18 protein-coding genes are annotated in these 26,195 nt (G+C 63.5%); 10 read left to right on the top strand and 8 right to left on the bottom strand.

The genetic code is table 11. The features are described from left to right. Positions 1 to 53 precede the first annotated feature (53 nt). Complete coding sequence (locus tag GA615_RS05945) at positions 54 to 1,079, top strand: DUF933 domain-containing protein (protein WP_152050346.1); 1,026 nt, start codon at positions 54 to 56, stop codon at positions 1,077 to 1,079. A 54-nt stretch (positions 1,080 to 1,133) separates the two neighbouring features. After that, positions 1,134 to 1,829: a hypothetical protein gene (locus tag GA615_RS05950; RefSeq protein ID WP_152050347.1), complete on the top strand. Its 696-nt coding sequence runs from the start codon at positions 1,134 to 1,136 to the stop codon at positions 1,827 to 1,829. A 21-nt stretch (positions 1,830 to 1,850) separates the two neighbouring features. Here GA615_RS05950 and GA615_RS05955 read toward each other — a convergent pair whose 3' ends face one another. Further along, a complete protein-coding gene (locus tag GA615_RS05955) occupies positions 1,851 to 2,273 on the bottom strand; it encodes a hypothetical protein (RefSeq protein ID WP_152050348.1) in 423 nt (140 codons plus the stop codon). 397 nt (positions 2,274 to 2,670) lie between these two features. Between GA615_RS05955 and GA615_RS05960 the strand changes: the two genes are divergently transcribed. From GA615_RS05960 to GA615_RS05970, 3 genes are all read left to right on the top strand, one after another. Then, positions 2,671 to 4,776: a carboxy terminal-processing peptidase gene (locus GA615_RS05960; protein WP_152050349.1), complete on the top strand. Its 2,106-nt coding sequence runs from the start codon at positions 2,671 to 2,673 to the stop codon at positions 4,774 to 4,776. A 218-nt stretch (positions 4,777 to 4,994) separates the two neighbouring features. Continuing rightward, positions 4,995 to 5,258 (top strand): hypothetical protein, encoded by a 264-nt coding sequence (locus GA615_RS05965; protein ID WP_152050350.1) that lies wholly within the window; start codon positions 4,995 to 4,997, stop codon positions 5,256 to 5,258. Between the two features lie 54 nt (positions 5,259 to 5,312). Continuing rightward, positions 5,313 to 6,266 carry a hypothetical protein gene (locus GA615_RS05970; RefSeq protein ID WP_152050351.1) on the top strand — a complete coding sequence of 318 codons (954 nt, stop codon included), beginning with the start codon at positions 5,313 to 5,315 and terminating at the stop codon, positions 6,264 to 6,266. A gap of 66 nt (positions 6,267 to 6,332) precedes the next feature. On the opposite strand, the gene GA615_RS05975 is transcribed toward GA615_RS05970, so the two are convergent. Together GA615_RS05975 and GA615_RS05980 are read right to left on the bottom strand one after the other, a co-directional pair. Beyond that, positions 6,333 to 9,320, bottom strand: coding sequence for a PVC-type heme-binding CxxCH protein (locus tag GA615_RS05975; RefSeq protein WP_152050352.1), 2,988 nt, complete (start codon positions 9,318 to 9,320; stop codon positions 6,333 to 6,335). A gap of 127 nt (positions 9,321 to 9,447) precedes the next feature. Continuing rightward, positions 9,448 to 11,403: an ABC transporter permease gene (locus GA615_RS05980; protein WP_152050353.1), complete on the bottom strand. Its 1,956-nt coding sequence runs from the start codon at positions 11,401 to 11,403 to the stop codon at positions 9,448 to 9,450. A 342-nt stretch (positions 11,404 to 11,745) separates the two neighbouring features. Here GA615_RS05980 and GA615_RS05985 point away from each other — a divergent pair, with 342 nt between their 5' ends. The 3 genes from GA615_RS05985 (at position 11,746) to GA615_RS05995 (ending at position 17,351) form a co-directional block, all read left to right on the top strand. Beyond that, positions 11,746 to 12,141, top strand: coding sequence for a hypothetical protein (locus tag GA615_RS05985; RefSeq protein ID WP_152050354.1), 396 nt, complete (start codon positions 11,746 to 11,748; stop codon positions 12,139 to 12,141). A 168-nt stretch (positions 12,142 to 12,309) separates the two neighbouring features. Next, a complete protein-coding gene (locus tag GA615_RS05990; RefSeq protein ID WP_152050355.1) occupies positions 12,310 to 15,492 on the top strand; it encodes a tetratricopeptide repeat protein in 3,183 nt (1,060 codons plus the stop codon). Then, complete coding sequence (locus GA615_RS05995) at positions 15,489 to 17,351, top strand: CRTAC1 family protein (protein ID WP_235905128.1); 1,863 nt, start codon at positions 15,489 to 15,491, stop codon at positions 17,349 to 17,351. The genes GA615_RS05990 and GA615_RS05995 overlap by 4 nt, the downstream gene beginning before the upstream one ends. A gap of 77 nt (positions 17,352 to 17,428) precedes the next feature. Here GA615_RS05995 and GA615_RS06000 read toward each other — a convergent pair whose 3' ends face one another. After that, positions 17,429 to 18,634, bottom strand: coding sequence for a pyridoxal-phosphate-dependent aminotransferase family protein (locus tag GA615_RS06000; RefSeq protein ID WP_152050356.1), 1,206 nt, complete (start codon positions 18,632 to 18,634; stop codon positions 17,429 to 17,431). 115 nt (positions 18,635 to 18,749) lie between these two features. Next, positions 18,750 to 19,379, bottom strand: a complete 630-nt coding sequence (locus GA615_RS06005; RefSeq protein WP_152050357.1) for a hydrolase — start codon at positions 19,377 to 19,379, stop codon at positions 18,750 to 18,752. 279 nt (positions 19,380 to 19,658) lie between these two features. Here GA615_RS06005 and GA615_RS06010 point away from each other — a divergent pair, with 279 nt between their 5' ends. Both GA615_RS06010 and GA615_RS06015 read left to right on the top strand, forming a co-directional pair. Further along, a complete protein-coding gene (locus GA615_RS06010; RefSeq protein WP_152050358.1) occupies positions 19,659 to 21,377 on the top strand; it encodes a response regulator in 1,719 nt (572 codons plus the stop codon). An 87-nt stretch (positions 21,378 to 21,464) separates the two neighbouring features. Then, positions 21,465 to 22,664, top strand: a complete 1,200-nt coding sequence (locus tag GA615_RS06015; protein ID WP_152050359.1) for a metallophosphoesterase — start codon at positions 21,465 to 21,467, stop codon at positions 22,662 to 22,664. 15 nt (positions 22,665 to 22,679) lie between these two features. On the opposite strand, the gene GA615_RS06020 is transcribed toward GA615_RS06015, so the two are convergent. The 3 genes from GA615_RS06020 to GA615_RS06030 are packed head-to-tail and all read right to left on the bottom strand — an operon-like array spanning position 22,680 to position 26,176. After that, entirely contained in the window at positions 22,680 to 24,827 is a 2,148-nt protein-coding gene (locus tag GA615_RS06020) for a vWA domain-containing protein (protein WP_152050360.1), read from the bottom strand. 23 nt (positions 24,828 to 24,850) lie between these two features. Beyond that, a complete protein-coding gene (locus GA615_RS06025; RefSeq protein ID WP_152050361.1) occupies positions 24,851 to 25,744 on the bottom strand; it encodes a DUF58 domain-containing protein in 894 nt (297 codons plus the stop codon). Positions 25,745 to 25,804: 60 nt separating this feature from the next. Next, the gene (locus tag GA615_RS06030; RefSeq protein WP_152050362.1) at positions 25,805 to 26,176 is read right to left on the bottom strand and encodes a hypothetical protein; all 372 of its coding nucleotides are present in this window, start codon (positions 26,174 to 26,176) and stop codon (positions 25,805 to 25,807) included. Positions 26,177 to 26,195 lie beyond the last annotated feature (19 nt).

Consider the following 26,195-nt stretch of genomic DNA (forward strand, 5'->3'; position numbering starts at 1 on the left):
GTCGCGCGCCCTTTTCTTGTTTGATTCCGAACGATTGGAAGGACACCAAGTCGATGCAAGCGGGTCTGGTCGGTTTCGCCGGCAGCGGAAAAAGCACCTTGTTTCAGTTGTTGACCGGCGTCACGCCCGACCCCGGCAAGGTTCACTCGGGGCAGGTCGGCATCGCCGAGTTGAACGACCCGCGGATCGACACGCTGGCGGCAATGTTCAAGCCGAAGAAAATCACGAGGGCGAACCTCGAAATCCTCGACACGCCCGGCCTCTTGCCCGGAAGCAGCGGAGACAACCCGCAGCGGCTTGCCCTGATCCGCAAGGGAGACGCGCTGGTCGTCGTTCTGAATGGCTTCACCCCCGATCAGGACCCCGCCGTCGAGCTGGCCAACTTCCGCGATGAACTGGTCTTCGCCGATCTGAGCGTGTTGACCAAGCGGGCCGAGACGCTCGAAAGCCAGGTCAAGAAACCGAGGCCCGATCGGGACGCCCTGATCAAGGAGCTTGAGGTCGTCAAGCGATGCGCCGCCGCGCTGGAGAGCGAGCAGGCAATCGCCGATCTGGAGCTGACCGAGGAAGAAAAGAAACCGATGCGGTCGTTCGGCATCCTCACCGACAAGGCGATGGTGGTGGTCGTCAACGCTCCGCAAGGGGAAGGGGTGCCGGAGAAGGTCGCCGCGATGTTCCCGAACGCGCTGGCGATCGATGCCCAACTGGAGCTGGAACTGCAGCAGATGACCCCCGACGAGCGGGCCGGGTTCATGGAGGAATGGGGGATCACCGAGCTGGGCCGCGACCGGATCATCCGGGCCGCTTATGACGCGGTCGGGGTCATCACGTTCTTCACGGCCGGCGATCCGGAAGTCCGTGGCTGGAACCTGGAGCGGGGGAGCAACGCCGTTGAGGCGGCTGGCAAGATTCATACCGACCTGGCCCGAGGATTTATTCGCGCCGAGGTCACGGCGTATGACGACCTGATCCGGGCCGGCTCCGAAAAAGAGGCGAAGGCCCAGAACCTCCAGCGCCTTGAGGGGAAGGGGTACATCGTCCAGGATGGGGACGTGATGTACTTCCGCAGCAGTGTGTGACGACGCTGCCTGCGTTCGATCCCTCTCCCTTCCGAACCGATCCGGAGGCGTCCAATGATCGCATCCCTCGCTTCGATGGTGCTGGTGCTAGGCTCGCTCTCCCTTCAGGCCGACGAGCCGGAACGCCCGAAGGCCGCGTATGACTGGCCTCTGGTCGCAGCGTCCACCTTCGACTCGCACGGGCTCGAAGGCTGGGAATTCACCGACCCCGACGCCTGGCGGATCACCGAGGTCGATGACCAGAAGGTGCTGGAGCAGCACACGGGCAGCGATTATCAGCCTGAGGTGCGATCCCCCTTGAACATCGCCCTGATGGAGCACCTCTGGCTCGGTTCGTTCGTGATGGACCTGGAAGTGCGCTCGACGACCCGAGACTACGGGCACCGGGACCTCTGCCTGTTCTTCGGTCATCAGGACCCGAGCCACTTCTACTACGTCCATCTGGGCAAGGAAGCCGATCCGCACGCGCACAGCATCTTCCTGGTCAACGGCGAGCCCCGCGTCTCGATTGCGAAGGAACGGACCGAAGGCACGCCGTGGACGGACGATTGGCACCATGTTCGGCTCGTCCGAAACGTCGTGGACGGGACGATTGCCGTCTACTTCGACGACATGGAGACGCCGATCATGACCACCGAGGATGAGACGTTCGGGGCCGGTCGGATCGGCGTCGGGTCGTTCGACGACTCGGGTCAGTTCCGGAACATTCGGATCTGGGGCCAGAAGGCAGGGCGACCGGCGGAGGACTGATCGGGTCGCCAACCGTTGCGATCAGGGCGAAGGGAGTGTCGAGCGCGGAACGATCGGCCGCCAGTGTTCCCGATCCCGAGACGAAGAGGATTCCGGGGACGTCAGCGCTGGCGGCGGTTCGGGCGCGGCATGAACTGCGGAGTGGGCCGAGGTATCGTCGGGCGGGAGAGCGGTTGCATCGGGAAGGTCTGGCGATTCCGGGACGGAACCATGCTCCTCGACGGGAAGCGGGTCTGCCGAGGGTTCGGCGATCGGTTGCTCGACCTCGACGGGAGCCTCAGGCGGCGCATGACGGATCGCCTCGTCCGCGACCGGGAGCGGGTCGCCGGGGTTCTCGACCGGGAGGCCCAACTCGGCCTGTCGAGCGGTGCCGGAAAGGGCCATCGCGGCAACCAGGACAATGGCGAAACTGAGCGGCATGCTCAGGATGGCCTGGCGGCTCATCGGTCTTCGCTCCGAACATCATCTTGGGTGAGCATCATCAAAGAAGGAGGAGCGGGGCGTTCGGGCACGACGTCTTGATTGAGGACCGAACGTCACCAACACCCCAGGAAAAGCATACACGGCGGATTTCCCAAACCTCCTGCTTTTCCGAGCTTTCGCATCGAAAAAGAAGGAATTCGGAGTCATGAGAAGTCTTCTCGCACAATTTGCGAAATTGTGCGTACAATAACCATGTTCTTGACCCCGGCCGTCTGGAGACGGTTGGTCTGGTCTGGAGCCCGCCCGTCGGCGTTGGCCCTTGGGAGGTCTGCGTCGCGTTGATCGGATCGGCTGGGAGCGGATCGTTCCGTCCCACTTGCAAGAAGTTCGTCACGCGATCGTAACGGGAGCCGCCTGTATGCCCCGGATTTCACGACATCGGTTTAAAGGAATTGCGGCGGCCCTCGGGGTCGTCGTGGGCGTCTCAGCAATGCTGGGAGCGCAGGACGCAAAGATTGACCCGTCGCAGGCCGACCGGATCACGGCACGGATTGTGGCCGAACTGATCGAACGGGCCCACCTCTCCAAGCCGGAAATCGACGACGAGGTTTCGGCCAAGTGGCACGAGAAGTTCATCGAGTCACTCGACCGCGGCAAGTTGTTCTTCACGAAGGATGACCTGGCCGAGTTCGAACCGTTCAAGGACGAGCTGGACGACCAGATCCGGCGCGGCGACCTTTCGTTTGCTCAGATGGTCTTCGAACGATTCCGGACCCGTCTTGACGAGCGGTTTGAAGCCATCAACGCGATGCTCGACGAGGGCTTCGATTTCGAGGTCGAGGAGACCTACATCGATGACCCCGAACTGCTCGACTACCCGGCCGATGCCGAGGAAGCCAACGAACGCTGGCGCAAGGAGCTGAAGTACCAGTTGCTGGTGCAGATGCTCAACGACACCGAGTACGACGAGGCCGTCAAGCGGCTGAAGATTCGCTACAAGGACAATCTTTACAGGTACTTCCGTCAGTTTGAGATGCTGGAGCTGATGGAGTTCTACCTGTCGGCCCTCTCGCAGTCGATCGACCCGCACAGCGAGTACATGGGCTGGAAGAACCTGGAAGACATGATGAACCAGCAGCTCCAGCTTTCGCTGGAGGGCATCGGCGCGTCGCTGACGATGGAAGACGGCTTGCCGGTCATCAAGGAGATCATTCCTGGCGGCGCGGCCGCGAAGGATGGTCGCTTGAAGGCGGAGGACAAGATTCTGGCCGTCGAGAAGGAAGACGGTGAGATCGAGGACTTCTACGAGAAGAAGATCAGCGACGTGGTCCGGGTCATCCGCGGCAAGCGCGGCACAACCGTCAAGCTGATCGTGCAACCGGCCGGCACCAAGGAGCGGAAGACGTACGACATCGTCCGCGAGAAGATCGAACTGGCCGACCAGCACGCCAAGGGAGAGGTGATTGAAACCACCGCTCCGGATGGCACCCCGCTGAAGATCGGCGTGATCAACCTGCCGAGCTTCTACGGCGACACCGCCGCCGTCCGCCGAGGCGACGCCAACGCCGTCAGCGCGACGGGCGATTGCAAGAAGCTGCTCGCCGAGTTCGAGGAACAGGGCGTCGACTGTGTGATGATCGACCTGCGAGGCAACGGCGGCGGTCTGTTGCTGGAGGCGATCTCGCTGTCGGGCCTGTTCATTGATACCGGTCCGGTGGTCCGCGTGCGAGACGCCGACGGCATCTTGCCGTACAACGACGAGGACGCCGGTACGGCGTACGATGGTCCGCTGGCCGTATTGATCAGCCACACCAGCGCGAGTGCCTCGGAAATCTTCGCCGGGGTGATCAAGGACTACGGCCGAGGGCTGGTGATCGGCGACTCCAGCACCTTTGGCAAAGGCACGGTGCAGAGCATCATCGACCTGAACAACTGGCTCCGGAATCCGGAAGGCTTCCCGAACCTGGGGGCCCTTCGCCTGACGATTCAGCAGTTCTACCGGGCCAACGGCATGAGCACGCAGGTTCGAGGCGTGACGCCGGACATCCACATCCCGAGCGTGGCCGACCACATCGAGAAGCTCGGCGAAGGGGAGATGGACAACGCCCTGGCCTTCGACGAGATCGACCCCTTGCCGCACGAACACTGGGGCCGTGTCTCTCCGGAACTGATCTCGCAACTGATCGACCGCTCGTCCAAGCGTCGGGAGGAAGACGAGAAGTTCCAGAAGCAGGCCGAGGCGATCCAGAAGTTCATCGACCGGCAGACCCGCAAGGACTTGCCCTTGAAGAAGGACCTCTTCATCGCCGAGTTCAAGAGCGACGAAGATGATGAGGTCGAGGATCTGATCGATCAGCCCGAGTCGATGGCCCGACCTGCGGCCGACGACAAGAAGGTCTGGAACCGCGAGTCGTTCTACAATCAGGAAGTTGAGAAGATTGTCGGCGACTACGTGACGATCGGCGCGGAGGTGGTGGCTTCGGCTCCCGTCCCGGCAGGAGTTCGAGACGGCGATCGGAACTGACCCGGCGCAACTCTTTTTCTCTGACTCGCACGCAAACGCCCCGCGGGGAGCGGCCTGACCGCCTCCTCGCGGGGCGTTTGTTCTTGGAAGAGAACCGAGGAGCGAACCGCGCGAGCGGTTGAAGGGAGCCCCCCGACACTCGTAGCATGGAATCGCCGAGATCGTGGCCCCTCGGTCGCGGGTCGGGGGACGCGATCACTCCGCAGGAGACACCATAGATGCTTGGAATTGATTCTCGACGAATCGCGATCGCGGGGGCTACCCTGGCCCTCATGATGGGGCCGAGCCTTCGGGCGTCGGAGCCGATCGATCCGGCGCGGTTCGAGACGCTTCATCGGACCATTCAGCCAAGGCCGGATGAGGAGCAATGGCTGCAGATTCCCTGGGAAACAAGTCTATGGGAAGCACGCCGCAAGGCCTCGGCCAAGGGGAAGCCGATTCTCCTTTGGGAGATGGACGGCAACCCGCTCGGCTGCACCTGAAACAACGGGGTTCTGGGCCGTGCGCTCAGTTTCTCGGATCCGGAGATCATCCGGATGGCTTCGGAAGACTTCATCCCGGTCGTCGGCGACGACTGGTATCAACGGCGACGACAGGACGCGGAAGGGGAATTTCTCCGCAAGGTCGCCGAGCAAGGCCCGCGAGGCGGCCAGGGTGGCGGCACGCTTCAGGGGATTTACACGCTGACACCTGATGGCACCTTGCTCGCCTACAAAAACGCCGGGCAGGCCCCGGACGTCATGAGAGAGGTGCTCAGGGGCGCACTCGACGCCTGGGAGCGTCTGCCGGAATCGCGCCGCCGCCCGGGGGCGATCGCCTCGGAGGAACTGGGAACGGTCGACGCGCAGTACGACCGAACGCCCCCAGAGGACGGTTTGATCGTCAAGGTCTTCACCCGGGCGCTGGAACGAGACGACTCGGGGGCGAATCCCGATGTCTACTCCTGTGCCCCCGGTCGAGGAGGGGAGGCCGCTCGCGACCACCTCTGGTTGACTCGGTCGGACTGGCAGGCACTAATTCCCGAGGACCCGAAGCCTGGCCAGGTCGTTCCAATTCCCGACCGGGTCGTGCAGCGGATCGTTCGTTTCCACCTGGTCGACAACACGCGAGGCGAACCCCCGTTCTGGAGCAACGAAGAGGTTCGGGAGGCGTCGATGACCCTGACGGTCGAGGACGTGTCGCCCGATCGAGTGCGTCTCCGGCTCGTCGGCAGCGTGCTGCTCGCCACCTCAGCCGATGTGTCGCAGGCCAGTCGCGGGTATGACGCGAGCTTGCTCGGCGACATCGAGGTAGATCGCTCCTCCAAGTCAATCACCCGCGTTGACGTGGTGGCGCTGGGGGACCACTGGGGAGAAGGCCCGTATACCCGAGTCGCCCGGCCGGGACGGTCGCCGCTGGGAGTGGCGTTCACCCTTGTCGACGGTTCGAACCCGGCCGACCGGATCGCGCCTCAGGCAAGTCGGTACTTGCCGGGGTATCTCGATCCGTGAGATCGGTTGACGGGTGGCGAGGACCGGAAAATCGACCCTCGCCACCCTCGGCTCAATCGGTTCGGATCAGCCGCCGGAGAGGCTCTTGAGGTAGGTGATCAGGTCGGCCATCTGTTCGACGGAGACCTGCTCCTCAAGCCCCTCGGGCATGAGGGACTGGCCAGTCGAAACGAGCTCGTCGATCTGGTCGCGGGGGACAACGTCGGTGACCCCTTCAGCGCGCTTGAGCGTGATCGAAGTGGGGGTTTCCGAGGCGATCTGACCGCTGAGAATGCGGCCGTCGATCGTGGCGACGTTGTAGTTGAGGTACTGGGGAAGGACCTCAAGGTTCGGGTCGAGGATGTGGATGATCAGTCCCTCCTCGTCTCGGTTGGTGACGGTCGCCAGATCGGGGCCGACCTCGGCCCCGAACCCTTCGGCCTTGTGGCAGGTGGCGCAGGCAGCCCGGAAGACGATTTGGCCGCGATCGGTCGCGCCAGAGAGAGCAAGGGCCCCCTTGTAGCGATCAATCACCTCGGCTCGGGTGGACGAGCCGATGTTGGCCAGGAGCAGCTCGGCTCGAGCGCGGAGCTTGGCGTCCTGGGTTTGCAGGAGCTGATCCCGTCGGGCAGGATCGAGCTGACCGGCGGGAATGTCGCCGGCTTCGATCGCGTCGAGCAGGGCCACGATCCGGTCGGGCCGGGCGAACAGAACCTCGGTGGCCTCGCGACGGGCAGCAGGACTGAGCGCCCGCCAGGCGGCGGTCAGGATCGGGCCGACCTCGGCTTCGGTCCGGTCGCCGAGTGTCCGCATGGCAGCAAGCTGGACCGGGGCCGGCTGTCGGCCGTCAATCAGCTCGGGAAGCACGTCAAGCGCCAGGTCGCTCGGAGCGAGGGCGAGCAGTCGCACAGCCTCGACCCGGTCAGAGCCTTCGGTCTCGCCCAGGGCGGTCTCGGCGGCGCGTTCGAAAACGGGAATGAGCGCGGTTCCGGCTTCTCCCGAAAGCAAGGTGGCGGCCGATCCTCCGGAGCGTCGGAGCCCTTCGCCGAGGCCGGTCAGAACAGCAAGGACGACCGAAGGCCGGGCATCGGGACCGGCGATCCGGGAGAGGAGGGCGTCAAGCGCTCCCCGATCGGCCGAGGCCCCGACGAGCAGGGCCAGTTCGCTGATCCAGGCCGAGGACTCGGGACGATCAAGCAGGGCGGGTCGATCGACGAGCGCGGTCAGCAACTGGTCGGCCCGCCCGGAGAGCGAACTCATCACGGCCGATCGGGTCCAGCGGTCGCTCGTGTCGCGTTCGACGATGGCGGCCAGAGCATCAATGGCGTCCGGCCCGTCCACGGCTCCGATCGAGAAGGCGGCCTGGAATCGCACCATCGAGTCGTCGTCGCTGGCCAGGGCGAGCAGGGCCTCGCGGAGGGCGGCATTGTCCGCCACGATCGGCTCGGCAAGCTTGGCCGAGGCTTCCCGAACGCGAGGCTCGTCGTCGGAGAGGGCGGGCAAGAGGTCATCAGCCGTCAGTTGACCGAGGGCGGCGAGGGTCCAGAGGGCGTGCATCCGTCCGAGGGCCGTCGGGCGAGCGGCGGCCAATGCGCGGAGGGCCGGGGCGACCTCAACGGCGTTGCGTTCGATCAGGAGCCGCTGGGCGGTTTCGCGCCACCAGGCGTCGGGATCGGCGAGCAAGGGAACAAGTTCACTCGAAGCAGCCCGGCTCAACCGAGGAGGCTCGCGGCGGGTGAAGCCGGAAGGGACAAGGTTGTACAGCCGGCCGCGATCGTAGCCGCTGGTCAGGTCGAGGTGCTTCTTGATCGGCTCGGGGATCGAGGCGGGGTGCTCGATCGTCTCGCGGTACATGTCCATGACCAGCAAGGTGCCGTCAGGAGTGTTGCGGAAACCGACCGGGCGGAACCAGTTGTCGGTCGAGGCGGCGAATTCGACGCCATCCTCGGCTCGGGTGGCCTTGAAGACCGCACCGTCGATCTCCATCGTCTTGCGGTGAATGAGGTTGCCGCCGACATCGCCAATGAAGGCGTTTCCGAGGTACTCGGGGCCGTAGGCGGAGCCTCGGTAAACCGTCACGCCGGTGGCCGAGGTGAAATAGCCGGCGGGAACGAGTTCATTCGGGGGCAATCGGCGGCGGAACTCGGGGTCGGCGGCCCGCTGGCGGGTGCGAACGATCCGCCAGGGCTCGACCGGGCTGATCCGGAAGACCGGGGCCGCGGGGCCTTCGACGGCGATGTCGGCCACCGGGGTGCTGGCGGCGTAATCGGGGTTGCGGGCGAGGGAATCGGCCGGCAGGACAATCTGACGGATGTGATTGCTGTTGGAGCACGTGAAGCGGTGGCCCCAGTCGTCGAAGCTGTGGCCGTGCTGACCTCCTCCCGAAATCGGCTCGAAGACCGAAGCGTCGGGCTTGAAGCGGAAGTCGCGGCGGCCGAGGGGAATGGGGGGATCATTGGGCCGGGTGTGGTTGATCACCTGCTCGGCCCCGTTGGAGCTGGCAACGCCGTAGATCCAGCCGTCCGGTCCCCAGAGCAGGCCGTTGAGCAGGCCCTGAACATTGCTCAGGCCGAAGCCGGAGAAGACGACCTTTCGCACGTCGGCCACACCGTCGCCGGTGGTGTCCTTGGCATAGATGATGTCGGGAGCGATCGTCAGATACACGCCGCCGTCGTAGGGAACGATGCCGGTCGGCCAGGAGATGTCGTCAAGGAAGGTCGTGCCGGAGTCGTACACGCCGTCGCCGTCGGTGTCTTCGATCAGGCGAATGCGGCCGGTGGGTACGTCCTGAGGATACGGATAGCCACGCATCTCGACCACGTAGAGCCGACCATCGGCGTCGTAGCAAACGTCGACCGGGTCGGTCACGAGCGGCTCGACAGCCACGGGGACCAGCGAGAAGCCGTTCTGGACCTGGAACGTGGCGAGGGCGTCGGCCGGTTCGGTCGCCGGAAGGCGAGGGAGTTCGCGGGCCAGATCGTCGTCGGTGTCTTCAGAGAAAATCGGCGCGGCCGAAACCGCGACGCAGAGCAAAAGGGCCGGGGAGAGGAGGGCCCAGCGTAACCGATGCTGCATCGGAGATCCCTCGGAGGGTAAGAAGGCTCCCCCCGGCTTCAATTCTCTCGGAGAGCAGGCGGATGGAAGCCGGGGGGTCAACGGAAGGCGGGAGGCCGGAAGGCCCAGTCGGTGCGGCGGAAAGGCGCTACCCCTGGATCGCGTTGGTGCGTCCCAAGGCGATGTCGAAGTCACTGACCGCCGGGATCAGCATCGACAGCAGGGCAAACGAGTAGACCGCCAGGCTGACCAGGAAGGCCGCCCCGAAGTCTCCCTGCAGGATACTGATGATGCAATAGAAGCTCCAGAAGGGGGTGAGCAAGGCCACCAGTCCGATCGCCGGTGACGGATTCTTCGCGCCGAGCGATCCGTACAGCGCCACGCTGCCTGCCCCGATGAAAACCAGGAAGCTGAGCAACTGCCGGGCGAATTCCTGACGGCTCTGAATAATCAGGGCCGCGCAGAACAAAATGCCGAGCATCAGGAAAAAGATCGTTCCCAGGCTGTTCGCCACCGCCTGCCGGCTGTTCGTATAGGTAATCGCCGCATGCAGGCCGAGCATCGCCGAGAAGTGGACCAGCACGGCAAAGTTGATCAGAACGAAGATGAGCGAATCGAGCTTCATGTAACCCATCGCCCAGATGCCGATGGCCAGGACAATGGGCAGGAGAATCATCTCCTTCGCGTTGTAGAGCACGCCGTAGAGCTTCCCGTAGATGAACTGCTGCGGCGACAGCTCGGTGACGAGCAGCAAGTCGAGGGCTCCGGTGTCGCGCTCACTCGTCAGGGCTGTCACCCCCTGGGCGTTGACGAGAATCAGGCTGAGCACGGCCAGCAAGGCCGGAATGGCCGCCTTGGCACCGTCCCAGGGACCGGAGCCAGGACCGATGCTGCCGAAATAGGCCACCACTCCCAGCGCGAACGCCAGAACATAGGCTCCCTTGATGATCAGGGGCTTGGTGCCGTAGGCTCGGGTTCGAAGCTCTCGCCAGAGGATCGGATTCGACCAGACTTCTCGGTACGGGCGGAATTTCCGAACAACCCGGCGATGCGTGCGGCGAGGGACGTGCAGGCCGGTCGTCTCTCGACGAACGTAAGTCTCGGCTTCGGGGGCCTCGACCGACCCCGCGACCCCCAGGCCGGGCGATTCGGGACGATCACCGCGCGCTTCGGACACCTGCTCAGCGATGACCGCACTGACGGCCGCGGGGGAGCGGCGGGCGGACTCGGCCACGGCCTGGGCCTCGTCCACCTCGTAAAGCTGCTCGACCACCTCGGTCTCGCCTTCCTCGTCTCCTTCACGCTGCTCCCGAGGCTCGTTCTTTCCGGGGTTCCAGACGCGGAGCTTGATGATCGAGGCCAGCACAATGAGCGCGGCGGCCCCCAGATAGATGCCGGTGAAGGCCAGGCTCGAACCACCGAGCGGTCCGACCAAGCGTTCGGGACGGGGACGGATCGCCTCGGCAATGGCCTGAAACGGGCTCAGGGCCGAGGTAATCAGCGCGGTCTCGGGAAGAATGCGGGCCGCGGCTTCGCCCAGGATCAACACGAGCACGACGAGCAAGACGGTCAGAGCGATTGACTGGAAGGTCCGATCACGCCAGAGGGCGACGATCATCCCCAGCGCCCCGCCGAAAAAGCCGGCGGCGAACGTGACAAGAAACACGTCGATCACCTGACCAAACGAGACGCCACCGAGCAGGAGGCAGAGGCAAAAGACCGGCAACGACGTGAGCAGTAACGTGAGAATTTGCAGCAAACTGGCGACCAGCTTGCCGACGACGATCTCAATGTCGCGGAGGTCGGTCATCAGCAGAAGCACGAACGTCCGCCGATCCTTTTCGTGAGCCACGGCCGTGGCGGCGGCGATCGGGGCAAAAAAGAGCATCAACGTCAGTTGAAGATAGGCAAAGAATGAGAACAGGATGGCCCCGAATCGGGAAAGGATACTCAGCGCGTTGCCTTCGTCCCAGCCGACCAGGACCTGCCAGACCGTCAGCATAACGATCAGCAAGCCGCCGGCATAAGACGCCCGGGCGGCATAGTAGCGCGGCGGCCGGGGAGCGGTCAGCAGTTCTCGGGCGATGATGGGTCCGGCGAACAACGCGTGGTCCTCCTCGGTGGGCTGGGCAGCAGAACAAGAAGCGGTGCAAAGGACTCATCCCCGGTCGAGGGGCGAGGATGGATCGAGACGAGCCTCGGCGCGCCTCGACCTCCCAGAATAGCATAAGCACGGCGGGAGGGGTCGAGTCGGTCGAGGGGATTGCTCATGATTGGCTTGCTCGGTTCGGAATCGCTCACCATAACCCACGATGGTCGTTCAGAGCCGGGAATGCTTTGTGGTGATCGTCCTTGACTTCGAGCCTTCCCGTTCGCAGACTAAGTTGAGAATGCACGTCTCGCCCAATGGTCCCGTCGTTCGAAGTTGAGATCGGAGCCGATCCCGGTGCCCGTCCTCTCGTCAAAGGCTCGGCAGGCCGCGATGCTCGCCACCCTGATCGGGTGCGCGCTCGCCCTTGGTCCGGCCCGAGAGACGCAGGCAGCATCGTGCCATGTGGCTGATCGTCCGGTCTTCGGCCTCTCGAGCGATCAGGGGATCGTGACGATCGAAGGCACCGTGATCGTCGAGGCACCAACTCCCCTCGAACTGGAGCGTCGGTGCCCTTCGAGTGATCCCGAGCGTCCGCCGATGCGACCCTCTGCGTCGTCGGGTGATCCCCCCTTGCTGTTCTGGATCGATCCGATCGGGAACGATCCCTCAACGCAGCTTTGCGCGGAACCGGAAGCGGCCAGGCCGATTCGCCGGTGCTCGCGCATTGATCGCCCTCCTCAATCCCCCTGAAACACCGTGTTGTGCCCTTTCGATGCGTTGATGGTTTTCGCCAAGACCAGCGAGCAAGAACCGTCGAAGCATTGACGCAATGCGCCGGGTGGTCGGCCCGGCTCGTGTTTCAATTCACAGGTTGAGAAGCAAAAGGTATCGGCCCCTGATGCCGAGGAGGGTTTGCCTATGTCTGCGACCGAACGTCCTGCGCCCCGCCCGTTGCGCGATCGCCGGGGATTCATCTACAAGCCGGCAATCGGCAAGGGACTTCGGCCCTTGCTCTGGATCGTCCTGATCGGGTTCGCCGTGCTGGGAGCGACGGGGATCTACATGGCCAGCGTCACACTTCTGACCTGGCTCAGCGGAGCGCCCCAAGACACGTATTTCTACATGCTGATGGTGGCCCTGCATCTCTTTCTGGGCTTTGTCATCATTGTTCCGTTCATCGTCTTTGGTTCGGGCCACCTGGTCACCTCCTGGAATCGTCCGAACCGGTCAGCAATTCGACAGGGATACTGGCTGCTGGGCACGTCGGTCATCGTGCTGATTTCCGGAATCGTCTTGATCCGGATGGGTGGATTTGAGGTCCGTGATCCGGTCCTCCGGGAAATCGGCTACTGGCTGCACCTGATCACTCCTCCGCTGGCGATTGTGCTGTATGTGCGCCATCGCCTGGCCGGGCCTCGGATCAAGTGGCACTATGCGAGGCTCTGGACGGCGGTGGTTGGGGTGGTGGTTGTCATGATGGGCATGATGCACGCCTTCGACCCGAGAGAGACGAACAAGGTCGGGCCTCGCGAAGGAGCGCAGTACTTCTTCCCGTCGGAGGTGAAAACGGCCGACGGCAACCTCATTCCGGCAGACACCCTGATGATGGACCAGTACTGCATGGACTGCCATCAGGATTCGTACGACGGCTGGTTCCACTCATCGCACCATCTCAGCTCGTTCAACAACCCCTTGTACCTGGCGAGCGTTCGGGAAACGCGAGAGGTATCGGTGGCCCGGGACGGCACAACCAAGGCCGCTCGATGGTGCGCGGGTTGCCACGACCCGGTGCCGTTCCTCTCGGGCAAGTTTGATGATCCGAACTATGATGACGTGAATGACCCAACCGCTCACGCCGGGATTACCTGTACGTCGTGCCATTCGATCACCCACGTCAACAGCACGAGGGGCAACGGCGACTACACGATCGAGGAACCGCAGCATTACCCCTTCGCCAAGAGCGACCACCCGGTCCTGAAGTGGATCAACCACACCTTGGTGAAAGCCAAGCCGGAACTGCACAAGCAGACCTTTCTCAAACCCCTGCACAAGACTACCGAGTTTTGCTCGACCTGTCACAAGGTCAGCTTGCCGTTCGAGCTCAACCAGTACAAGGACTTCACTCGGGGCCAGAACCACCACGATTCGTATCTGCTTTCCGGAGTGTCGGGACACGGCGCGAGAAGCTTCTACTATCCCGAGGTGGCAAAGACGAATTGTGCGGAATGCCACATGAACTTCATTCCCTCCGATGAGTTCGGCGCCCGCAATTTCGACGGCGAACCCGGCCGAGAGATCCACAATCACCTGTTCCTGGGAGCCAATACCGGACTGGCCGCCGCCCTGGGGGACGAGAAGGCACTGAAGGCTCATACGGAATACCTGCAGGACAACAAGATCCGCGTCGATCTGTTCGGCGTGATCGAAGGCGGCACGATCGACGGGGAATTGATCGCGCCGCTTCGGCCAGAGCTTCCGGAGTTGACGCCGGGACAGTCGTACCTGATTGAGGTCGTGGTGCGAACCTTGGGCGTCGGTCACCACTTCTCGCAGGGGACCGTTGATTCGAACGAGATCTGGGTGGAGCTGACGGCGTCGAGCGACGGCCGAGTGATCGGCAAGTCGGGGGGAATGGCCGACGACGGACACGTTGACCCCTACTCACGGTTCATCAACGTGTACATGCTTGATCGCCACGGCAACCGGATCGAGCGGCGGAATCCTCAAGACATCTTCGTTCCCCTCTACAACCGGCAGATACCTCCAGGGGCCGGTCAGGTGGTTCACTTCCGAATCGACGTTCCGGAGGAAGGCGTCACCGGGCCAATCGAACTGGAGGCGAAGGTCAACTACCGTAAGTTTGACCGAACCTATCTCGACTTCGTTTACGGTGAAGGGCAATGGCCTGACCCCGACGGCGACGGCGAGCCAAACCCCTTGCCGATCATTGTCATGGCGAGCGATTCGATCCGGTTGCCGATCGCCGGCGGTCCGACTCCGGAGAACCCGCCCTCACCCATCAAAGACGAATGGCAACGCTGGAATGATTACGGCATCGGCCTGTTCCTTGAAGGAGGCGAGCGAGGAGCTCAGAAGGGGCTCTTGAAACAGGCCGAACCCGTCTTCCTGACCGTGGCCGAACAGTACGGCAAGGCTGACGGCTGGGTGAACCTCGCTCGCGTCTATCGGCGCGAAGGCCGGATTCCCGAGGCCCTGGAAGCCCTTGAAAAGGCCGCGGCCGATCCCGAGTTCCGGGCGTCGTGGACGATTAACTGGCTCACCGGCCTGATCAACATGGATCAAGGAAACCTTGATGCCGCCATCAAGAACTTTCAAGACGTGCTGAGCACCCGCGATCCGGCCCGGAAGTTCGATTTCAGCAAGGATTACATCGTCATCAATGACCTCGGACGGGCACTCGACCGCCGGGGACGCATCGAGGCGATCGACAGCGACGCTCGGCTCGGCTACATGAGCCAGGCCGTAGCCGCCTTCCAGCGCACCCTGGCGCTCGACTCCGAAAACGAGGCGGCCCACTTCGGGATCGGCCAGGCGTATGCCGAGTTCGTTCCAACCCGATCAGCGTTCGAACCGTGGGAAGGGGCTCCTCCGCTTCCCGAGGATCTGATCGAACTTGCCGAAACGATCGCCAAAGAAACCGCTTCGGCCGAAGATCGCTCCGCGATCCAGCAGGCCGAGGCACGAACCAAGCAGTATCGCTCCCTGGCACGGTCGATCGAGGCGTTCATGGAGGGTCCTCGACCTCCGTATTCGTCCCGAGTCGGAACCTTGATCGAAGTGACCTCGCAGCTTGGCCCCGTCTGGGAAACCGAGGCGAACCGGGAGGCCCGCGCGGAACTGTCGAGGGCGCTGGAGACGGCTCATAAGGCGTTGCATGACCTGGTTCGACCAGACGACACTGCTCAGGGCCGGGCCATCCAGACAGCCCGACAGCAAAATCCCGCGGCGGACATGAACGCCCAGCCCATCGTAATCTATGACCTGCATCGTCCCGGAGCGCCGGGACTTCCTGACAACGCCAGCCGTCCCGAGTCCGCAACCGAGTCCGAGGTTCGAGCCAGCAGCGAGGTGACGGAATGACGCCACAGATGAACCACTCCGGCGGATCGACCTTTGACGTCTTGAACTGGGCGATCATTCTTGCGGTGGTCGGCGCCATTGCCCTGTCACTGACCGGCTGTGCCGGTGAGGCGAGTACGGAATACGTGCCCGAGGCCGTCGCCCCTGATCGCGCTCCGGTCGTCGAAGTCGCAGCCTTACCGACGGTGCGATTCGTGGAAACGACCAACGACAGCGGCATCGAATTCGTTCATGAGAACGCGGCGAGAGGGGAGAAACTCTTGCCCGAAACGATGGGCTCTGGCGTGGCGGTCATCGACTACGACACCGACGGCGCCCCCGACCTCCTGTTCGTGAACCAGCTTCCCTGGGATGCCGAGGAAGGTGATGCCGGTGCGCCCACCATGGCCCTCTACCGAAATGACGGCACGGGCCACTTCACCGACGTGACCTCCGCCGCCGGCCTGGCGATTCCGATGCACGGCATGGGTGCGGTCGTCGGCGACATCGACAACGACGGCGACCCCGACCTTTACCTGACCACGATTTCCGGTGGTCGGCTCTTTCGTAACGACGAAGGCGTGTTTGTCGAGATCACCGACGAGGCGAACGCACGAGCCGGTTACGGCTGGCTAACGTCCGGGACCTTCTTCGACATGGACAACGACGGGTTTCTCGACCTGTTCCTGTGCTGCTATGTCGATTGGTCGGCCGAGTACGACAGTTCTCAGGGGTTCCAACTCACCGGGACGGGGTCGGAGCGAGCCTACGGACCGCCGACCGCGTTCCGAGGCGACCACAACGTCTTGCTGAAGAACAACGGAGACGGGACCTTCACCGACGTGAGCGAAGCCGCCGGCATCCGGCTCGTGACCCCTGAGCTCAAGGATCCGATGGCGAAGGCCCTGGGTGTGGCCCCGTTCGACATCGACAACGACGGATTCGTCGATCTTGCCGTGGCGAACGACACCGTGCGGAACTTCCTGTTCCGGAACAACGGCGACGGCACGTTCGAGGAGCTGGGGATCGTCTCCGGCGTTTCGTTCGATCCGTCGGGGCAGGTCCGGGGGGCGATGGGGATTGACTGGGCCCACTTCCGCAATGATCGGTCACTGGCCCTGGCAATCGCCAACTTCGCCAACGAGATGACAGCGTTTTACGTGGCGGACGACCCGTCGCGGATGCAGTTCATCGACCTGGCAAACGTCTTCGGCCTCGGGGCGCCCACCCAGCCACCCTTGAAGTTCGGCCTGTTCTTCTTCGATTACGACCTCGACGGCCGACTCGATCTCCTGTCAGTCAACGGCCACCTCGAATCGGACATCGAGAAAACCCAGGCGAGCGAAACCTATCGCCAGTCGGCGCAACTGTTCTGGAACAGCGGCCGACCGGGGCCGACCCTGTTCACTCAGGTGACGGCCGAAACGGTCGGGCCCGACCTGTTCACGCCAATCGTCGGGCGAGGCAGTGCTTATGTCGATTTCGACGGCGACGGCGATCTGGACGTCGTGATGACATCCAACGGTGAACGTGCCCGCATCTTCCGTAACGACGGTGGCAACGACAACACCTGGGTGCGCCTCAAGCTGATCGGGCACGACTCGAACCGCGACGCCATCGGCGCGAAGCTGGCCCTGAAGGCCGGCGGGGTCGAACAACTCCGCCAGCACTTCCCGGGCAAGGGGTATCTGTCGTCGGTCGAGTTCCCGATCACCTTCGGGCTGGGCAAGGCCGATCGGGTGGAATCCCTTCGGATCACCTGGCCTTCGGGCGCTTCGACCGAACTGAGTGACCTGAAGGTCAACCGCTCTTACACGATCGACGAGGCCGAAGGGATTGTCTCGTCCGTCGAGCCGAAGGACGGCCCCGGCGAAGGCTGAGTCGTTCGACTCTCCTTCGCCGGTCGAGCCGGAATCAGTCGGACGGTCAAGGACGACCGTCCGAATCGAATCGCCAATCAGGCCGAGGCCGCCGCGGTGGTGGCCTCGGCATAGACCTCGGACGCAGCGGCCAGCGCCGCGCCCGGCTCGATGGAGATGCCGGCGTCGCGGAGGCAGGTTTCCAGTGCCGCGAGGACAAGCGTGACCGACTCACGACGCGAGCCGTAGCCCATCAGGCCGATCCGCCAGGCGCGGCCCTTCAGGTCGCCCAGGCCACCGCCGATCTCGATGTTCCAGTCGTTCAGCAATCGCTTGCGCACGGCGAGGTCATCGACCCCTTCGGGAATGCTCACGCAATTGAGCTGCGGCAAGCGGTGACCTTCGGCGGTCACGTAGTCGATCCCCATCGCCTTCAGACCGGCGGCCAGGGCTCGGGCGTTCAGGGCGTGGCGGGCGAAGCGGGCATCGAGCCCTTCTTCGAGGACCAGGGCGAGGGCCTCTCGAAGAGCGAAGGTCATATTGATCGGCGCGGTGTGATGATAGAAGCGGTCGGAACCCCAGTACCGGCCGATCATAGTCATATCAAGATACCAGGACTGAACCTTGCTCTTGCGGTTCTTGATCGCCTCGATCGCCCTCGGTCCGAACGAGACCGGAGCCAGACCAGGGGGGCAGCTCAGGCACTTCTGGGTGCCGGAGTAGACGGCGTCGATGTCCCAGGCGTCAATCTCGACAGGAACACCGGCGAGGGAGGTTACGGTGTCGATGGCGATCATCGCGCCGTGGTCGTGGGCGATGCGGGCGATCTCCTGAACCGGCTGATGGGCACCGGTCGAGGTCTCGGCGTGAACGATGCCGACGAGCTTCGGGCCGACCTTCTTGATGGCGTCTTCCACTTCCTGAGGATCGAAGACCTCTCCCCAGGGGCGTTCGATGGCTGTCACCTCGGCCCCGGCGCGCTGGGCGACATCGACCATCCGGCCGCCGAAGACGCCGTTGACGCAGACAAGCATCTTGTCGCCCGGCTCGATCACGTTGACGACCACCGCCTCCATGCCGGCCGATCCCGTGCCCGAGACGGCCAGGGTCATCGGGTTTTCGGTTCGGAAGACCTGGCGGAGCATTCCCTGCATCTCGTCCATCAACGCGACGAACTCGGGGTCGAGGTGCCCGACCAGCGGCATTCCCAGCGCCGAAAGCACGCGAGGGTGCACATTCGACGGCCCGGGGCCGAGCAGGACTCGGGGAGAGGGCTCCAGCGGCTTGGCGGCAGGTGTGGTCACGGGAAGGGTCCTTCGGAGAGGTCGGGAACGAGGTCAACGGGTTGAAGACGGGCGAGGGAACCGGGCGAGGCGCCTCGACCGAGTCTCAAGGGACGACGGACCGCGAGGAGGGAGATCACTCATCCTCGTCCGGGTCGGTATCCTTGGGCCGAGGGCGGTCCTTGTGCTTGTCTTTGCGCTTGCGAGGGGGGATGAAGTCGCGGACGAGGGCGCTGATGGCCTTAAATTCGGGGCGATCGGATGTCTCAGCCCATTCGAACAGAACCGCCTCGGTCGTGGTCAGGACGGCCCCCGCGCGTTCCATGCGTCGCAGGGCGAACTCCCAGTCCATCGAGTTTCGGGAGCCGACGGCATCGGCCGGCACCTGCACCCGGAAGCCGCGGTCGATCAGTTCGAGAGCTGTCTGGGCAACACAAACGTGCGTCTCGATGCCAGTCAGCGTGAGGTGGCGCAGATCTCGCTCGCGCACCTGATCTTCCAGTCCCGGCACGCCAAGACAATGAAACGTCCGCTTCGAGGGCCGATCGGGGACCAGTTCCTGCACCTCGGAAACCGTCGGGCCAAGTCCTTCGGGGTACTGCTCGGTGGCCCAGACCGGAACCGAGAGCAACCGGGCGCCTTGAATCAGGCGCACCGCGTTGGCCACGACCAGGTCGCCATAGCGCATCGAGGCCAGGAGCTTCGCCTGAAGGTCGATGACGAGCAGGCCCCCCTCTCGGGCGGTCAGGCGGTCGGGAGAGGACATTGGGATGCGTCCTTTGAGTCGTCTCGGTCGGGCATTCCGAAGGGTACCGAAGCCGATGCTAAGGCCAGCCAATCGGACGTGTCAAGCGGACGGAACCCAGGGAGCCAACGCAGCGTCACGGACCGCAGGGGGGATCGGTAGGTGACTTGTCCGATCGGGCTCGGCTGCGTTAGGATGAGTCTCGATCGGGGGATCATTGATCTGCTTGAAGACCATGCGCCCAAGGCGTGCTTGGCGTCGAGGTTCGATTGCGTTGCGGTGCCAAGGAGGTCGTCTCGCGTGTCCGAGAAGCCTCGTGTTCTGGTGATCGATCGCGAGTCCGACCCTGCCTGGCTGTCTCGCTCGGCCTTTGACGACTCTTACGAGATCGTTCAGGCACGCAGTATGGCCCGGGCTCTGTACTTGCTCCGCGAAGAGCAGTTCGAGGGGGTGTTCGTGACCGCCTCGCAGCTTCCCCCGCTGCGCTGGGCGGGTATGCTCTTGCAATCGGATGAGATCCTCGAAGCGATCGCCGATGGCGTCGCCGTGGTCGAACCGGACAGTCAGCGAGTGCTCTGGTACAACCCCGAGTTCCGCAATCTGGTGGCCACCGAGGGAGATCCGATTAACCGGCCCTTCTTCGAGGTGCTGGCATTCCCTGAGCGTTGCGAGCCGGATCTCTGTCCGTTTCAGCAATCTCAGGCGACGAAACAACCCGCCGGGTGCGTCTTGAAGCTGGGAACCGGCAACTACTTCCGGCTGAACGTCACCCCAATCCTCGATGGCGAAGGCGGGTTGCAGTCGCTCATCGCCCTGACCCGAGAAATCACCGACGAGGTCCTGCAGGAACAGAAAGTTCGCGCCATCAACAAGGCCGGCGAAGAACTGGCCGATCTGACTCCAGAGGAGTTGGCCGCCCTTCGGGTCGACGAGCGAATCGACGTGTTGAAGTTCAACATCGTTCGCCACATGCGCGACCTGCTCGGGCTCGATTTTATCGAGATCCGACTGCTCAAACCGTCGGGCAAACTCGAACCCCTCTTGACCGAAGGAATGACCCCCCTGGCGGCCGATCGGGAGCTGTTTGCCTCGGAAAGCGGGAACGGCGTGACCGGCTACGTGGCGGCGACAGGAAAGGGGTATCTCTGCGACGACACGACCCGAGACCCGCTCTACCTGGAAGGGGCGATCAACGCCCGAAGCTCCTTGACGGTGCCCCTGGTGCGGCACGGCCGGGTCATCGGCACCCTGAACGTCGAGAGCCCGAAGCCGAACGCCTTCGATCGCCGCGACCAGCAGTTCCTCGAAATTTATGCCCGCAACATCGCGTCGGCGCTGACGACCCTGGAGCTGCTCGAAGCCGAGAAGGTGAGCACCGCCCGGGCCTCGGTCGAGGCGATCGTCAAGGAACTGGCCCTGCCGCTCGACGACATCCTCGGCGATGCCACAACGGCGCTCGACCGCTACGCCGGTCACGACGAGGACATCGTCAACCGCCTGCGGCACCTGCTGTATCGAGCCCGGGAAATCCGGGGCTTGATCCGTCGAGCCGGGGCGACCGTCTTGCCTGAAGGCTCGCGCAACGCCCGGCCGCCGAAGCGGCTGGCCGATGCAAGAGTCCTGGTCGTTGATGCCGACGAATCGATTCGATGGGCCGCCCACCAGTTGCTCGAACAGCAAGGAGCGACCGTCGAGACCGCCCGAGACGCGCTTGAAGCCATCGCTCTGGCCCGCCAAACCCCTTATGCCGCCGCCCTGGTCGATATCCGTCTGCCCGACCTCGACGGTTACGAGGCGTACCGCCGCATCCGGGAGGTGCAACCGGGGGTTCCCGTCATCCTGATGACCGGCTTCGGCTACGACCCGACGCACTCGATCGTGAAAGCGCGCAAGGAAGGATTGCGCACGGTTTTGTACAAGCCGTTTCATGTCGATCGACTGATTGATGCCGTGGAACAGGCCGTCCGGTCCCCTGAGCCGATCCCCCCGGCCGACGGGTTCCCCCCGGCCCCCCGCTGATGCCGAAACGAAACCTCTGTCCTGGACTCGCAATCGTCGCGTAGGTTTTGTGGACCTGTGACACTCTGACTGACATTGAGGTCAACCATGATCGATGGCTCGATCCTCGTCGTTGTGGCGGTAGGGCATTTTTGTCTCGCGGTGCTGGCCGTCAATGTCTTTCATGGGATCGGGGTTCCCGAGGGCACACCAGCACGGGTGGTCAAGGGGCTCTGTCTGGCGTTCCTCACGTCCATCTCGTTGGCCTTGATGGCGCTGTTCCTGGTCCGCCCCTGGGAGAACTGGCCGACCATCGCACGAGCCTACACCATGCTTTGCGTCCTGGTCGGCCTGGTCGGCTTGCCGCTGGTCACGCTGGCCCGATACCGCCGACGCTTGCCGACGGGAGTCTCGGGACACGCTCGAAGGGTCGACCTGACCGAATCCGTCTCCCGAGACGACTTGATCGGCACCGCCTGGGATTCGTTCTGGCTGCGGCTGCCCGGCAACCAGGCCTTTCACCTGGACCTGACCGATTGGCAGATCGAGCGTACCGGGTTGCCGCAGTCGCTTGATGGGCTTCGCATACTTCATCTCACGGATTTGCATCTGACACCGGCGTATTCCGATCGCTTCTTCGACTCGATGCTGGCCCAGGCCGAGGCGTTCGACGCCGATCTCGTCGTCTTCACGGGCGACCTGATCGACGACTCAGAGCTGCTCGACCGGGTCGAGCCATTGCTCGGGCGTTTCCGAGGTCGCTACGGGCAGTTCGCCATTCTGGGCAATCACGACTACCGGACCAACGCCTCCGGCGCATTCGTCGCCTTGAGATCGGCTGGCTACACGGTCATCGAAGGGCTCTGGCGGCTCATCGAGACCGACGACGGATCCCGAGTGGCGATCGGAGGCACGTCGAACCCGTGGGGTCCGCTTCCCGACCCTCACGCGATGCCCGAGGCCGACGTCCGGATCCTGCTCAGTCACTCACCCGACCCGCTCGCCTGGGCCGCTCGCCAGGGGATCGACCTGATGCTCTCAGGACATACGCACGGCGGTCAGTACCGGCTTCCGGTGATCGGCTCGATCTTGCTGCCGAGCCGATACAGCCGGCGCTATGATTGCGGGTTCTTTCAACGCGACGCCACCGTCCTGTTCGTTTCCCGAGGGATCGCCGCGCAGCACCCGTTGCGGATCAACTGCCCGGCCGAGATCAGCCGATTGACCCTCCGAAGCTCGTCTCGATTGACAACGCCCGCCTCGTTGCGGTCCTCAACCCGAGTGATGACCTTGCAGGGGCCCGGTTGATTCGACGCGGAGCCGTCAGATGTAGACGCGGCGGTTGTAGATGTACCATTCCACCAGCACGAAGCCGAGCGCGCCCAGAGCCAGCCACCACCAGCGATCGAGGCGGGCCGGTTGCGAGGTACGGGTCCCGGCGACCTCGGTATAGCCAATCTTGATGAGGTAAGGCTCAGCCTCTCTCCCCGTCACCCCTTCGGGCGGAATCCCCCGAGGGGCAAGATTGCTTTCCCGAGCATCGAACAGGTTGACGGCAAAGACACTCTGTTCGATCGCGTCTCCACTTTCCCAGGAAACCCGGTAGAGTCCCGGCTCGTCCGCACCGTTGAAGACAAAGGTCCCGAGATCGGAGCGGCGGACATCGCTGGAAGGTTCCCGGGGAGGGTCAATGGTAATCTCATCGACCGTCGGGGCCGCTCGAAGAACGACCGGCTGACCAGGTTGCTGCACCTGATCGCCGAGCCCCTCCTCGACATTGCCAAGAAAGCGCAACGTGTTGTAGAGGAAGACCGGGAAGCTGAGCTTCGTGTGCCAGTCGGTGTTCAAGGCCCGCTCCTCGCCGTAGATCGAGAAGCCGACCACTGCATCGGAATACCCCTCCCGAGGCGTGATGAAGGCGATTGGCCCCTTGTCACTTTCGATAAGGGTGGTTGAGCCAGGCGGCGGCTCCACCACGCGGGCCTCTCGGATCAATACGAGCGGCAAATCGCGGACATACTGCAACATCGGGTGGCTGATGTCCCAGTCGAGCACGATTGGCGCTTCGACCGGCCGGGCCTGCTCGAACGCCTCGCCGGGTGGCATGGCGCCGAGGTAAAGGGTATTGCCCACGGGAGGATCGCTCGGCGCCACGCGGTCGAAGACGATCAGGTCGTAGAGCCCGGCAAGCAAGGCCCGCTGAATGTCGTCGGTTTCGAGATCCTCGGGACGAATCTCGACGACCTCGGCGGCATCGCCGGCGGTCGCGGTGGTCAGGGCATTGAGCAGGTAACGATTGCCCGCCGTCACAACCAGGACGCGAGCCTGTCGGGGTCGACCAATCGCGGCATAAGCATGATTGTCCTGTTCGAGGTCATCCTGCAGGTCGAGCCGGACCTCAAGCCCCACCGGGCCAGGGTCGGGCAAGTCGAACTTGAAGGAGCGAGACCCTCGGGCAGGCAAGGAGACCTCAATGGCGTCGATCAATCGGCCCTCGCCGATCGGTTCGTCCAGCTCGTGGCGCAGCAGGCGGGCGACCGTCTCGACGGGCTCGTCGCGGTAATTCCGCACGCGACCGAACAGCTGGATCTGGTCGGGCCGCTCCTCGTTGCGGGCGGTTTGCAAGGCGAGAACGGCGACATTGTTCGAGGGGGGGACCGCCGGATCGGTCGTTTCCCCGTCGTTCGAGGAGGGGAGTGATTGACCCTGGGCCGGTGGTTGACCAAGGACCACGATTTCGGGAATCAGGTTGCCAAGGCTGAATCCCTCGACATCGGGGAAACCGCCATCGGTGTACACCATGAGTCGGGGGGGTTGAACCTCGCTGGCGATCTCTCCTTCTCCGAATTGCTTCGATGGATTGGCCAAGCCGGCTGCAACCTCAAGCGCTTCTCGGAGCGAAGTCCCGGTGCGGCTGGGTGCGATGGAGGCGATCCGGTCGCGCAGCTGGCCTTTGTTACCGGTGTAGGTCGAGATGACCCGAGCCGTGTCGGAGAACGCGATCACCATCGCCAGATCTTGCGACCCCATCGAATCGACAAGATCGAGGGCGCGGGTCTTCGCCTCGTCGAGCCGGTTCGGTTCGAGGTCGGTCGCGGACATGCTGGCGGAGGTATCAATGGCGATCACGTAGCGCTGACCGACGCGGGTACTGCCTTTCATCTGAGGCCCAAGCAGGGCGAGCAGCACGAAGAACACCGCCATCAGTTGCAGAAAGAGCAGGAGGTTTCGTCTTAAGCGCTGAAAAAGGCTGTTGACATGAAGATCCTCCATGCTCCGCTTCCAAAGAAACGTGCTGGGAACCTGGACCGGCTTTCGGCGCAGCTTGAGAAAGTAGAGCAGGATGATCGTGACCGGCACGCCGACCAGGATCGACCAGAAGGTCGGCCCCCAGGCCGACGACCAGGGGACCGGAGGGTCGAACTGGAGGTTCAACCCTCCCAGGGGGTTCGCCTGTGCCAGCAGCAGCATCGGGCCGGTCTCCGCGATCGTCCTCACTTGACGAGCCCTCGCTCGCGCAAGTAATTCAGGATCAGCTTATCGAAAGGGGCGTGATTGGTCGTGAAGATATGCGAGACGCCGCGTCGGGTACACCATTCGCGGAAGCCGCCGACGTAGGCATCGAGCGTTTCCTTGTACCGCTTCAGGAGCGGGGCGCTGACGGTGATCTCGGCCTCGTCGTCATCCTCGCAATCGACGAGGCGGAGGTCACCGGTCAACTCGGGCTCAACCTCTTCGCGGCTGAGGACCTGAACGGCATAGATGTCCATGTTGCGAGCGATCAGGTAACGCAACGCGTCTTCATAACCACGTTTATCCATGAAGTCGGAGATGACGACGACAATCCCCTTGCCAGGGTGCTTGATGGCGAAGGAGCGCGCGGCGGCGGTCAGATCGCTGCCGCCGTGGGCCTGGAGCTGATCCAGATACTGCACCACGCGCCACATTTGCGATCGGCCCCGGACGCTGGAAAGCCCCGGTTCAAGGGTGCTGCTAAACGAGTCGATCACGATCCGGTCGTGGTTGACCAGGCCGATGAACGAGAGAGCCGCAGCGACCTGCTTGGCATAGTGCAGCTTGGTCGGGTCGCCAAAGTCCATCGAAAGGCTTGTATCCACAAGCGTGTAGAAATGAAGGTCTTCTTCTTCCAGAAAGAGCTTCAGGAACAGCTTGTCGAGCCTGCCGTACACGTTCCAGTCGATGTGACGAAGGTCATCGCCGACGGAATAATTCCGGTGATCGGCAAATTCAACCGACGAGCCGCGTCGCTTGCTCCGGCGCTCGCCTTTCATGCGGCCGACGAAGATTTTCCGGCTGATCAGTTCGAGTTGCTCCAGCTTCGTGAGGAACTCGGGATCGAGCAGCGGAGAGGGAGTCGCGGTGGACATGGGGTCGGCCTTCATTCACAGAGAATCATCGTCGAACGCCACACGCGGGACGAGGGATGCTCACGCCGCGATATCCGTCAACACGAACAACCCGATCATGAGCGCCGCCGACAGTCCCAGGCCGACAATCCAGGGCACCAGTGCCGCCAGGATGATGACCACGCGTTGCCAGGTCTGGTCGGTGGGCCTCCGACTGAGAAAGCCGAGTGCCGTGTACCAGCTCTCCAGGACCACCAGCGACCCGCCGATCAGAACGAGAATGCCCAGCAACACCTCGAACAGGAACGCCACCACCGCACCGACCAGCACCAACCCCCCGAGCACGAGCAAGCACGCCAGGTCCCCCCGGGTGAAGGTGAGCGGCTCGTTCCTCGGCGGCAACCAGGACGTGCCGGACGGAGGAGGGTCGTAGATGTCGTGCTGACTGGTCATGGAAGCAGCATCACGAAGG

Source organism: Tautonia marina, assembly GCF_009177065.1.
In the GTDB taxonomy this organism is placed as follows: domain Bacteria; phylum Planctomycetota; class Planctomycetia; order Isosphaerales; family Isosphaeraceae; genus Tautonia; species Tautonia marina.